A 12076-nucleotide genomic window follows, 5' to 3' on the forward strand; every position below is an offset into this window, starting at 1 on the left:
TGCCGCGCCGCGGTGAATGGTGATCGCACGCCACGTCGTGCGCTCCCCACACCAACGAGAAGGGGTACCCCATGCCCGTACGAACCCGTCGGCTGGCCATGCTGCTCGCCGGCGCCGCGCTCGCGACGCTCGCACCGCTGACGTCCGCATCCGCGTCCACGGCCGACGACCCAGCCACGGACCCCGTACCCGTCGAGCAGCAGGAACCGGCCGAGCCCGCCCCGGCGGACCCGTCCCCCGCCGAGACCGCTCCCAGCGAAGATCCCGCCCCCGACGAGGATCCGGCGCACGCGGAGGACGGTCCGGAGGCGGGCACCCTGGCCGCCGGGTACACGACCATGCGCTTCATCCTGAACGGCAAGGACCGTTGCATAGAGGTGCCCGAGTACTCCAAGCAGGCCGGCCGCGGCATCACCCTGTGGGACTGCAAGTCTCCGGGCAACCGGAGCAACCAGGAGTGGCTCATCAAACGCCCCCAGCCAGGGCATCTACTTCTGACACCCCTGCCCTGAGAACCCCTCACCGGCGGCCGGACCCGATCCCCCAGCTCGGACCCGGCCGCCATTCCACGCCCTACGACACGACACCTGAGCCCCGACGCGCCGCAACACCACGCACCACCAGCCTGAAGGCCCCCGCACGAGCCCAGACGGCACCCCAAAGCGCCATAAAGCCCAGACGGCACCCAAGGAAGCGCCACAGACCCAGACGGCACGTCAACGCACCACAAGCGCAAGCCACACCGGAAGCCCCTGAACCATCGCAACCGAGCAGCCCACGCAACAGAGGCCCCGGCCCCGCCAAGCAGACCGCCCACCGAGAGCCCAAGAACTCCACAGCCGAGCACATCAACGCGTCGAGAATCCAGTACCGCCGCAACCGAGCAGGTCCCACTTCGAGGGCCACCGAGGAGCCTGAGGGCGGCCGAACCGAGCAGCGAGCGACGCGCCCCAGGGGACCCGAGGGCCCGCTCCACGCGTCAGAGCCCCGAGAGGCCGCGCTGAGCCACAAACCTGGCCCCACCGGCCCCACAACCCCAGCTGATCGCCAAACGGCCCCACACGCGCCTCAGAGACGCTCCTGGATATCTCAAGGAGCGTCCCTGGCCACGGCGGCGAACTCGCCGACCACCGCCGGATCAGGCGTCGATGTGGTCCCGGTCGACCTCGGCCGCGCTGTTGACGATGAACTCCCGCCGAGGCGCCACCTCGCTCCCCATGAGCAGGTTGAAGATGGCCTCGGCCTCCTCAACGTCCTCGATGCGGACCCGGCGCAGGATGCGGTGCCGCGGGTCCATGGTCGTCTCGGCCAGCTGGTCGGCGTCCATCTCGCCCAGACCCTTGTAGCGCTGCACGGGGTCCTTCCAGCGCTTGTTCCGGCGTTCGAGATCCCGCAGCACCTTCTGCAGCTCGGCGTCCGAGTAGCAGTAGATGTACTTCTCCTTGCCCCGCCCGGGGTTGGTCAGCTCGATGCGGTGCAGCGGCGGCACGGCGGCGAACACGCGCCCCGCCTCGACCATCGGCCGCATGTAGCGGTGGAAGAGGGTCAGCAGCAGGCAGCGGATGTGGGCGCCGTCCACGTCGGCGTCGGCCATGAGGATGACCTTGCCGTAGCGGGCGGCCTCGATGTCGAACGAGCGCCCCGACCCGGCCCCGACGACCTGGATGATGGCGGCGCACTCGGCGTTCTTGAGCATGTCGCTCACGGACGCCTTCTGGACGTTGAGGATCTTGCCCCGGATCGGCAGCAGCGCCTGGAACTCCGAGTCGCGGGCCAGCTTGGCCGTGCCGAGCGCCGAGTCACCCTCGACGATGAACAGCTCGCTGCGGTCGATGCCGTCGCTGCGGCAGTCGACCAGCTTCGCCGGGAGCGCGGAGTTTTCCAGCGCGCTCTTGCGCCGCTGGTTGTCGCGGTGCTCGCGGGCCGCGATGCGGGCCTTGGCGGCGGCGACGATCTTCTCCAGCACGGCGCGCAGCGGCTGCTTGTAGCCGCGCGGCGGGTTGGTGAACAGCTCCCTCAGCTCGCGCGAGACCACGTGCGAGACGATGCGGGTGGCCGCCGAGGTGCCGAGCACCTCCTTGGTCTGGCCCTCGAACTGCGGCTCCGGCACCCGGACCGTGACCACGCCGGTCAGGCCCTCGGAGATGTCGTTATTGGTGACGGGGTCGTCGCCGTTCTTCAGCAGGCGCGTCTCGCGCAGCAGCTCGTTGACCGTGCGCACCAGGCCGCGCTCGAACCCGGTCAGGTGAGTGCCGCCCTTGGGCGTGGAGATCACGTTGACGAACGAGCGGACGGTCGACTCGTAGCCCTTGCCCCAGCGGATCGCCACGTCGACGGTGAGCTCGCGCTGCACCTCGGTGGGCGTCATGTGGCCCTGGTCGTCGAGGACCGGCACGGTCTCGTGGAAGTGGCCCAAGCCCTGCAGCCGCAGCACCTCGCACACGGCCTCGTCGCGGGCCAGGAACTCGGTGAACTCGGAGATGCCGCCGTCGAAGCGGAACTCCTCCTCGGTGCGCTCCTCGTGCCTGCTGTCATAGACGGCCAGGGTCAGGCCGGGCACCAGGAACGCGGTCTGCCGCAGGCGCACGTGGATCTCGTCGAGCGAGACCTCGGCGTCGGGCAGGAAGATCTGCTTGTCGGCCCAGAAGCGCACGCGGGTGCCGGTGGGCGCGACGGGAAGCTTGTCGCCGATGCGCAGGCCGGACTTCTTCTTGAACTTCGCGGTGGGCCCAGGACCGTCGAAGATCCCGGGGACGCCACGGCGGAAGCTGATCTCGTGCACCTGGCCGTGCCGGTCGACCTCGACGTCGACACGCGAGGAAAGGGCGTTGACCACGGAGGCGCCGACGCCGTGCAGACCGCCGGACGCGCCGTAGGAACCGCCGCCGAACTTACCGCCCGCATGCAGCTTGGTGTAAACGAGCTCGACTCCGGCCAGACCGCTCTTGGGCTCGATGTCGACCGGGATGCCCCGGCCGTTGTCGCGCACCTCGATGGAGCCGTCGGCGTAGAGCTCGACCTCGATGCGGTCGCAATGACCCGCCAGCGCCTCGTCGACGCCGTTGTCCACGATCTCCCAGAGGCAATGCATGAGTCCGCGGCTGTCGGTGGACCCGATGTACATGCCGGGGCGCTTTCGAACCGCTTCCAGGCCCTCAAGCACCGACAGGTGACGAGCCGTGTAACCCGCCTCCACTAGCGTCACTCCAGCTCCCCTGGTCTAGGCATCGAACACGTGTGCGCAGCTTACCGTTCTTCCCGCACGCGCGCGTACAAGCTTGCCACGCCGACACGTTTGCCGTTACCAACCGGCTGATCGTCATTACTTTGGGACACATTCCGCTCTGGGCGTAGAGAGCGGGCGGTTGGGAACGTCCACGTCCGGTTAGATGTTGTTCCAAGTGACTGACGCCAGATCCTCGCTTCGGCGGGGGTGACCCGAAAGGCGATACGTGACTGGAGCTCTCGCCCCCGTTAAGCCGCTGACGGCCCTCGACCGCTGCGACCGCTGCGGCGCCCAGGCCTACATTCGCGCGACCCTGCCTGTGGGTGGGGAGTTGCTGTTCTGCGCCCATCACGGGCGTCAGCACATCGCAGCGCTGCGCGAAAAGGGTGCCGACATCCTGGACGAGTCGGCTCGACTCAGCGAAACCCCTTCAAATGCCCCTAACGACGAGCGCTGACGCAGCGCCTGTCGTGCCGAGATAATCACATATAGCAAAACGCAGAACGGCGACCCCGGCACCGCCCGGGGCCGCCGTTCTGCGTTCCAAGCCTGAGGTTTGCCCACAAACACGCCGGTGCGCACGACGAAGGGCGGGTACGCACACAGCCGCCCAGCTTCGCGGCCAGACACGCGACCGTGTATCCAGACACGCGACTGTGGGTCCAGACACGCGGCTTTGCGACCATTCATGCGGGTGTGCAGGTGGCCAGCCATTCCGTCCCGACACGCGCTCGGGCACCCGAGTGCACTCATGCAACCATCCCGGTACGCGCCAGCAGGGCGCCCGGGAAGGCAGGGCTCATGCACGGGCAAGGCGCGGACGGGCAGGCGGGCGCGCGGGCAGGCAGGGCGGAGGCGTGGGCAAAGCGCTGGCGGGCAGGCAGGGCGGGCGCACAGGCAAGGGGCGGCCGGGCAGGGGGCGGACGGGCAGGCACGGCGGGCGCACAGGCAGGCACGGCGGGCGCACGGGCAGGCCAGAGACACAGGCAGGGCGGGCGCACGGGCAAGGTGGGCGCGGCACTGGCGGGTGGGCAGGGCGAGCGCGCTGAGTGGGTGGGGTGGGCGGAGAGTCAGCGGACCGGTAGTCGGTGGCCGAGTTGGCGCAGCGTGTTGCGGATCCGGGTGGGTGGGGAGTCAGCGGACCCGGTAGTGATAGCGGTCCGCGATCTCGAAACCTTCACCGCGATAGAGCGCCTGCGCGGCCAGGTTCGGGGCGGTGGTGACCAGATAGGCGGATTTCGCACCCGCATGCCGCACAAGCGCCCGAATGACCGCACGGGCCAGCCCTCGGCGGCGGGCCTCGGGCAGGGTGGCCATGCAGTAGATCCCAAGTGTGTCACTCTGCGAAGACCCGCCGGAGGTGTCGGTCTGGGGCACGGCCCGGCCCACAGCCAGAGGTACGCCGTCCTCCTCCAGCGCCGCGTACCAGGCCGGCACCCCGGTGCAGATACGCTCCGCGTCCTCGAACCCGGTGCCGTAGCGACCGTCCACGGCCCACCACGTCTCCAGCCAGCCCCGCCACGGCCGGTCCTCGATCCTCACCTTGTGAGCTGGCGGAGGGGCGGCGGGCGAGCCGGCCATGATGACGGTCGGGTCGACCAGGTCGTAGCCTCTCCGCTCCAGTTCCTCGTCCAGGCCGGGCATGGAGCTCGGGCCCAGGGAGAAGACGCAACGCTGCCCGCGCTCCCCGTAGAAGGCCTCTGCCGCCTCGATGGCCCCGTCCAGGTCGGCGGGCGCGTTCAGCGGGAGCACCGAGTTGGCCCGTTTGGTCACGCCTCCGGCGTAACGAAGCACCCATCCGTCATGAATGCGCTGCTCGTAGGCGGGCCAGGCCTCATGGACAAGAAGGTCGAAATTCACCCGCGCAGCCTAGCCAACCCCCAAATGCGCCCGTCCTCCCGGCTGCCGGTTGCGATCCTCGGCCCCCGACAAGGCCGGGCTCGCCGCTGTGCTGGGAGTTCGCGCCTGAGGCCGACGATTCCGCGAAGAACACGGCCCAGTGGGCGCCGTCGCGGTGGCCGGCCAGGTCCGCCCGGTGGGCGTCACCCTGGACAGGGCCCGGCCATGGTCGGCGGGTGGTGTCCGGTCGGGCCACCGTAAAAGATCCTGGCGGGACGGCGGGAGAGGCCACGACCAGGGGCAATAGGGTAGGGGGTTGTGCTGATCCTGTTGCCGCCGTCCGAAGGGAAGGCGTCCGAAGGCAGTGGGCCGCCCGTCGGCGAGCTGTCCTTCCCCGCCCTCGACAAGGCCCGCAAACGCGTGCTGAACGCGCTCGTACGGGCCTCCAAGCGCCGCGACGCCCTCGACGTGCTCGGCCTCACGCCCGGGCTGGCGGGCGAGCTGGCCAAGAACACCGTGCTCAAGACCGCCCCCACCCTCCCGGCCGCCGATCTCTACACCGGCGTCCTCTACGACAACCTCGGGCTGGGCACCCTCGACGACGAGGCGCGGCGGCGGGCGGAGGAGTCGGTGCTGATCTTCTCCGGCCTGTGGGGTGTGGTGAGAATCACAGATCTCATCCCGCCGTACCGGCTCTCGATGGGCGTCAATCTCCCGTCTCTCGGCGGGCTGGCCACGTTCTGGCGTCCGTTGATCGCCAAGGAGCTGGACCGCGACTCCGGGCTGGTGGTGGATCTCCGTTCGGCCACGTACGCGGGCGCCTGGCAGCCTGGCGAGCGGTCGGTGACGGTACGGGTGTTCCGGGACGGCAAGGTCGTCAGCCACATGGCCAAGGCGACCCGGGGCGAGATCGCCCGAGCCCTTCTGCGGCACGACACCGCCCCGGCCACCCCTGATGAGCTGGCCAAGACCCTCGACGCCCTGGGCTACACCATCGACCTGGCCGAACCCGCCCGCGCCAAGCGGCCCTGGACCCTCGACGTGCACGTCACCGACCCGGCGTAAGGGCGGTGGCGCCCGTCTGCGGATGGCGACGCCGGGGCCGCCGTCTCGCGGTCGCTCACAACGACGGGGTAGGCGGGGCGATGGGTGTGAACGTGCTGCTGTGAGGCGCGCGCCGGGAGTGCCGCGGCGCTGGCTGTCGCAGAATTGACCGCCGCGCGTCGCCCGGGCGTGTCGTGCGACCGTGCGCTGGATATGCGCGGGCGCCAACAGCGCGGCGGAAGCGCCGGGTATCAGGAGGGCGAGCGCCTTCAGCAGCGCGGTAGTCGCCGCTGCTGGTGCGGATGCGCCTGGGGTGAGACAGGGGGCTCCGGCGCTGGACGGCCTGCAGCGCACATGCTGGCTGCGGAGTGGTGGCGCCGGTGTAGAGCAGCGGAGATGCCGCTGGAGAACGGTTGGGCCGATGGGGTTGCCGCCGCCCACCTGCGTGCGGGGCAGGGTCCGGTGGTCAGGCCGATGGGGGTGGTGGTCCGGGCCGGTGGGGGTGGCGGTCGGGCCGGTGGTCACCCTGGATGGGGCCGGCGGCGGGTGGGGTGGTGGCGGTTGTTGAGGGGAGCAGGGGGTGGGAATGCCGCCGCCCCGCGCGGAAGGACCGGGCGGGGCGGGGGATTCGGACGTGGTCAGTCCAAGTAGTCCCGGAGGACCTGGGAGCGCGAGGGGTGGCGCAGCTTGGACATGGTCTTCGACTCGATCTGGCGGATGCGCTCACGGGTGACCCCGTAAACCTTGCCGATCTCGTCCAGCGTCTTCGGCTGCCCGTCGGTGAGACCGAAGCGCATCGAGACGACGCCCGCCTCCCGCTCCGACAACGTGTCGAGAACGGAGTGCAGCTGCTCCTGGAGCAGCGTGAAGCTGACGGCGTCGGCTGGGACGATGGCCTCGGAGTCCTCGATGAGGTCGCCGAACTCGCTGTCGCCCTCCTCACCCAGCGGGGTGTGGAGAGAGATGGGCTCGCGCCCGTACTTCTGGACCTCGACGACCTTCTCGGGCGTCATGTCCAGCTCGCGGGCCAGCTCTTCCGGCGTGGGCTCGCGGCCGAGGTCCTGCAGCATCTGCCGCTGGACGCGGGCCAGCTTGTTGATCACTTCGACCATGTGGACCGGGATGCGGATGGTCCGCGCCTGGTCGGCCATGGCACGCGTGATCGCCTGCCGGATCCACCACGTGGCGTAGGTGGAGAACTTGTAGCCCTTGGTGTAGTCGAACTTCTCGACGGCCCTGATCAGGCCCAGGTTGCCTTCCTGGATCAGGTCGAGGAAGAGCATGCCGCGGCCGGTGTAGCGCTTGGCCAGCGAGACCACGAGCCGGAGGTTGGCCTCCAGCAGGTGGTTCTTGGCCCGGCGGCCGTCCTCGGCGATCCACTCCAGCTCGGCCTTGACATCGACCGGCAGCCCCTCGGTCTCCCCGCCGCCGAGCTGCTCCTCGGCGAACAGGCCCGCCTCGATGCGCTTGGCGAGCTCGACCTCCTGCTCGGCGTTGAGCAGGGGGACCTTGCCGATCTGCTTGAGGTAGTCCTTGACCGGGTCGGCGGTGGCGCCGGCGGCGGCCACCTGGGCGACCGGGGCGTCATCGTCGTCGTCGGAGAGGATGAGGACCTCGTCCTCGGTCTTCGCGGCCGCGGCGACCTCGGAGGGCTTGGGCTCGGCCTCGGAGTCGTCGTCCGACTCCTCGGAGTCGGAGTCCTCGGAGTCGGACTCCTCGGCCACGATCTCTTCGTCGTCGACTTCGATGTCCTCGAGGTCCTCGAGCTCCACGTCTCCGTCGAGCTCGATGTCCTCGTCGTCGTCGGAGTCAGCCCGGGACTCGGGCTTCGTCTTGGTCTCGGCAGGCCCAGCACTCTTCGGCTCGGCCTTCTTGGCGGCGGCGGGAGCCGCGGCCTTCTTCGCCGCCGGAGCGGCCTTCTTTGCAGGGGCCGCCTTCTTGGCGGCCGGCTCGGCTTCTGTGGCGCCCACGACCGCGGTCACGGTCTCGGGCTGCTGCTCTTTGGCGGCTGCCGCCGTCTTGGTCTTGACGGGGGCAGCGGTGCGGCGCTTTGCTGGACCACGAGACTTCTTCGGCGCAGCCGAATCCGCGGCGGTCACCACCACGGTCACGCCCTCTTTGCTGAGGTTCCGCAAGAACGCGGCGGCGTGCGACATGGGGATGTCCGCCTCCTCGAAGGCCTGACGAACATCCTCAGACTCGAGGAAACCCTGCGAGCGCCCACGCTCGAGCAGTCGCTGAATGACGGGCTCGTTCAGCTCTTGTGGCTTCGAGCGAGTCGAACTTGCAGGCGACACGAACACCTCTCGAACGAACGCGTGGCGACAATGGACCCAGATGCCCGCTGGGGGGCTGTTGCCTCTCTCGGAGATCGGTGAGGCCGTGCGGACCGCGACGGACCTGCACAGCATTCTGGCACGACCCCGCGCTCCATACGGCCACCTCCCGGCGGTTGTCCTCCACCCTAGGCCGACCGAGACAGTAGTGCGTACGTAAGCGGGGCACTGATACCCGAAAGCAACCGTTATGACTGTTTCATTCAGTCACTCTTCGTGGCTGGCGGGACGTGAATTGCTAGCGCGGTAACGTCATCATCCTGTTCATATCCAGACAACATCCGGTCAACCAGGAAGTCCAGCAGCATGTGCGGACTACTCACAACTTCTGGCGGCGCTTCGGTCACAACACTGCAAAGCTCTGCCAAACCGCCATCCAGCCCGCGCTTCCTGTTCTCGACGAGGCCGTCGGAGTAGAGCACGGCAGTATGGCCAGGCGGCACCACGAACCGGAACTGCCTGCGACTGGTCGGCCAGCCTAGCGGAGTGCCGGGCTCGGCGTCGCAGAGGATCGCCGTGCCCTGTGGCGAAACCAGGACGGGTGGCGGGTGTCCGGCCAGGGCCAGCGTGCCCTCGCCGGTGACCGGCTCCACGACCATGTACGCCAAAGTCGTGACCTGTTCTTCCTCTTCCGTGGCCTCGAAGACCCGGTCGAGACCGGTCAGCACGGCCGCGGGCGGCGGGTTGGTCAGCGCCAGCGCCCGCATTGCGTTGCGGATGCGGCCCATGCCCGCCGCGGCCTTGACGCCCTTGCCCATGACGTCGCCGACGACCGCCGCGACCCGCCCGTCCTGTAGCACGAACGCGTCGTACCAGTCGCCGCCCACCTGGACGTGGCGGCTGCCGGAGCGGAAGCGCTGAGCCAGCACCAGGCCCTTGATCACGGGCAGGCGGTCGGGCAGCAGGCTGCGCTGGAGCGTCTCGGCCGTGCGGTGCTCGCGCTCGAACAGCGTGGCCCGCTCGACCGCCAGCGCGCACTGGCCGGCCAGCGCCTCCAGGAAGACGCCGTCCTCCTGGGAGATCTTCACCGGCCTGGTGAAGGAGAATCGGAGCGCTCCCAGAGCCCTTCCTGCCGCCAGCAGCGGCAGGCCCACCCACGCCCGCTCGTCACCGTGGGTGAGGTTGTTGGCCAGGATCTCGTCGTCGTCGCCCGCCTCGAGCAACTGGGCCTTCAGCGACTCGGGCGACTCGGCGAACACGGGCCGGCGGCTGTTGACGGCCATGGTCATCACGTTGGAGTGGGACAGCGGGATCTCGTCACCGGTGATCCCGGAGGCGTCCAGGATGCCCTCGCCGTTGATCAGCTTGAGCGCCGCGCGGTCGGGGTCGAGCAGCGCCACGGCGGAGCGGTCGGCGGCCAGGGCCGTGCGGCCCACGTCGATGATGACCTGCACCACCTGCTCGACCGTCAGGGCCTCGGCCAGCTGGGCCGTGGCGCCCTGAAGGCGGGCGGTGCGCAGGGCTGCGGCGCCGAGCTGGTCGGTCAGCCGGCCGCGCATCTCCTCGGCCTCGCGCTGCGGGGTGACGTCGGTGTTGGCCCCGACCCACTCCACGACCCGGCCATGCCTGATGATCGGGACGGCCCGCACCTCGAAGTGGCGGTAGCCGCTGGCCCGGGTGCGCACGCGGTAGTTCCACTCGAACATGGTGCGCCCGCGCAGCGCCTCCCTCCAGGCCTCCTCGGTGTGCTGGCGCTCGTCGGGGTGGACGACCTCCAGCCAGCCGTTGGCGAGGTATTCCTCCAGGCCCTGACCGGTGATGGCGCGCCACTGGGGCGCGTCCTCGACGACCGCGCCGGTGGGGGAGGTGATCCAGACGAGCTGCGACTGGGCCTCGACGAGCGAGCGGTAGCGCTCCTCGCTGCGGCGCAGCGCCTCCTCGGTCTGGCGGCTCTCGGTCACGTCGAGCCCGACGAGCGCGATCGCGCGCAGCTCGCCCGCGGCCTCGTCGTGGACCGGCGAGAACGACAGCGACCAGTGCCTGGTGTCGCCCTCCGCCGACCGCACGCGTACGCGGCCCTCGGTGACGGGCGCGTCGGTCTCGATGACGGCCTGCACGGCGTGGGTGATGATCTGGCTGAGGTCGGCGGCGAGCACCTCGACCGGCTGCCGGCCGGCCATGCGCTCGGCGGGCACGTTGACGACGTCGCTGAACACGTCGTTGACCCGCTGGATGCGGCCGTCACCGTCGAAGAACGCGAAGGCGAACTCGGCCTCCGACAGCATGCCCTTGAACAGGGCGGAGTCTGAGATGTCCACATCCGACTCCCGGGGACGGGGAACGGAGGTCTCGGCGCTCATGGTCCGCACCTCCGTCGCGTGCCAGGGTCTCCCACGCGGCACATCTCCATAACTGTGTATCGGCGTAGCGCAGCTCCGGGCGACCGGATTCTGCAGTACATCATCGGCGATGGGCATGTGTGGACGGAAGCCCCCGTCCCGGCCCGGTCGCCTTTAGGGTCTACGCATCCTGTCAAAGTCGCTCCACATTGCGCAGCAAGATCAGGTTACAGCGCTCGATCGCCGGGGCCGAGACCCCGGGCCCAACTACTTCGCCGCGCGCTTCGCCTCCTGCTTGAAAGCTCGCACTTGGGCCAGGCTGTCGGCGTCGACCACGTCGGCGACCGACCGGTGCGACCCGTCCTCGCCATAGTGTCCGGCCGCCTCCCGCCAGCCCAGCGGCTGGACCTCCAACTGCTTCCCCAGCAATGCCAGAAAAATCTGGGCCTTCTGTTTGCCGTAACCCGGAAGGGCCATCAGTCGTTTCAACAGCTCTTTGCCGTCGGCGGCGTCGGCCCACAGGCCCTCCGGCCGGCCGTCGTAGTGCTCCACGAGGTAGGAGGCGAGCTGTTGGACCCGGGCCGCCATGGACTTGGGGTAGCGGTGCACGGCCGGTTTCTCGGCCAGCAGCGCCGCGAACGCGTCCGGGTCGTAGGAGGCGATCTCCGCGGCGGTCAGGTCGTGGCCCAGTCGCTCGGAGATCGTGTACGGACCCGTGAACGCCCATTCCATGGGGATCTGCTGGTCGAGCAGCATGCCGACGAGCAGGGCGAGTGGACTGCGGCCGAGGAGTTCGTCTGCCTCGCTCCGCTGGGCGAGCTGGATGCGCATGGAGACAGCTTCGCACGAATGGGCACCGGGTGAAGTGAACACAACCGCCGCGGAGCCTTGACAGCTGCCCGAGAAAAGGTGGAATGGGAGCGCAAGTCGCCCTGCCGACATTCCTGGGGGTTTGCCCCCCGGTCTCCAGAGGAATCTCACTTCTATGCTCGCTCTGGCCACACGGTTCCTGCGGGGACCGGTCAGTCTCAGGCTGGCCGAAGAGTTCCTGACCGTGCCCGTGGACACGATCGACCGCTGCGTGGCCGACGTGTGCGCGTGTGCGCAGCATCTAGGCGTCTCGGCGACGCCGGAGATCGTGGAGCGCATCGCTCGCGAGCACCTGCTCGCGATCGTCAACTCAGCGCCTCCGCCCCGAAGTTCCCGGTAGACAAAGAAAAGCCCGGAAGTCCAGATAAGTCCCATCCAGAAGTCCCCGATAACATCGGGGTCACCAGGCCGAGTTCTACGCACCGTTTGCGCCTGGAATACGAGAGAGTGAGGGTGTGCGCCGACACCGACGAGATCCCCGG

General features: G+C 69.3%; 9 protein-coding genes. 4 read left to right on the forward strand and 5 right to left on the reverse strand.

Annotated features, from left to right (window positions below; all coding sequences use genetic code 11):
* The first annotated feature begins 71 nt into the window (after nt 1–71).
* Nucleotides 72–512, forward strand: a complete 441-nt coding sequence (locus ABZS69_RS20300; protein ID WP_355374378.1) for a hypothetical protein — start codon at nt 72–74, stop codon at nt 510–512.
* A 626-nt stretch (nt 513–1138) separates the two neighbouring features.
* On the opposite strand, the gene ABZS69_RS20305 is transcribed toward ABZS69_RS20300, so the two are convergent.
* Nucleotides 1139–3205 (reverse strand): DNA topoisomerase IV subunit B, encoded by a 2067-nt coding sequence (locus ABZS69_RS20305; RefSeq protein WP_355374381.1) that lies wholly within the window; start codon nt 3203–3205, stop codon nt 1139–1141.
* Nucleotides 3206–3452: 247 nt separating this feature from the next.
* Here ABZS69_RS20305 and ABZS69_RS20310 point away from each other — a divergent pair, with 247 nt between their 5' ends.
* Entirely contained in the window at nt 3453–3683 is a 231-nt protein-coding gene (locus tag ABZS69_RS20310) for a hypothetical protein (protein WP_139635676.1), read from the forward strand.
* A 677-nt stretch (nt 3684–4360) separates the two neighbouring features.
* Here the strand turns inward: ABZS69_RS20310 and ABZS69_RS20315 are convergent.
* On the reverse strand, nt 4361–5086 hold the full coding sequence (locus ABZS69_RS20315; RefSeq protein ID WP_355374384.1) for a GNAT family N-acetyltransferase: 726 nt from the start codon (nt 5084–5086) through the stop codon (nt 4361–4363).
* Nucleotides 5087–5383: 297 nt separating this feature from the next.
* Between ABZS69_RS20315 and ABZS69_RS20320 the strand changes: the two genes are divergently transcribed.
* Nucleotides 5384–6130, forward strand: coding sequence for a peroxide stress protein YaaA (locus tag ABZS69_RS20320; RefSeq protein ID WP_355374387.1), 747 nt, complete (start codon nt 5384–5386; stop codon nt 6128–6130).
* A gap of 617 nt (nt 6131–6747) precedes the next feature.
* On the opposite strand, the gene ABZS69_RS20325 is transcribed toward ABZS69_RS20320, so the two are convergent.
* From ABZS69_RS20325 to ABZS69_RS20335, 3 genes are all read right to left on the reverse strand, one after another.
* Nucleotides 6748–8406 (reverse strand): RNA polymerase sigma factor, encoded by a 1659-nt coding sequence (locus ABZS69_RS20325; protein ID WP_355374390.1) that lies wholly within the window; start codon nt 8404–8406, stop codon nt 6748–6750.
* A gap of 242 nt (nt 8407–8648) precedes the next feature.
* Nucleotides 8649–10745, reverse strand: a complete 2097-nt coding sequence (locus ABZS69_RS20330; RefSeq protein ID WP_355374392.1) for a SpoIIE family protein phosphatase — start codon at nt 10743–10745, stop codon at nt 8649–8651.
* A 246-nt stretch (nt 10746–10991) separates the two neighbouring features.
* Nucleotides 10992–11555 carry an HhH-GPD-type base excision DNA repair protein gene (locus tag ABZS69_RS20335; protein WP_355374395.1) on the reverse strand — a complete coding sequence of 188 codons (564 nt, stop codon included), beginning with the start codon at nt 11553–11555 and terminating at the stop codon, nt 10992–10994.
* 154 nt (nt 11556–11709) lie between these two features.
* On the opposite strand from ABZS69_RS20335, the gene ABZS69_RS20340 reads away from it, so the two are divergent.
* Complete coding sequence (locus tag ABZS69_RS20340) at nt 11710–11934, forward strand: hypothetical protein (RefSeq protein WP_355374398.1); 225 nt, start codon at nt 11710–11712, stop codon at nt 11932–11934.
* Nucleotides 11935–12076 lie beyond the last annotated feature (142 nt).

It is taken from the genome of Nonomuraea sp. NPDC005650 (assembly GCF_040605375.1).
Classification (GTDB): domain Bacteria; phylum Actinomycetota; class Actinomycetes; order Streptosporangiales; family Streptosporangiaceae; genus Nonomuraea.

Coding starts and splice junctions, on each gene's coding strand:
- ABZS69_RS20335 (WP_355374395.1), bottom strand. CDS start 11,555: ATGCGCATCCAGCTCGCCCAGCGGAGCGAGGCAGACGAACTCCTCGGC.
- ABZS69_RS20300 (WP_355374378.1), top strand. CDS start 72: ATGCCCGTACGAACCCGTCGGCTGGCCATGCTGCTCGCCGGCGCCGCG.
- ABZS69_RS20340 (WP_355374398.1), top strand. CDS start 11,710: ATGCTCGCTCTGGCCACACGGTTCCTGCGGGGACCGGTCAGTCTCAGG.
- ABZS69_RS20330 (WP_355374392.1), bottom strand. CDS start 10,745: ATGAGCGCCGAGACCTCCGTTCCCCGTCCCCGGGAGTCGGATGTGGAC.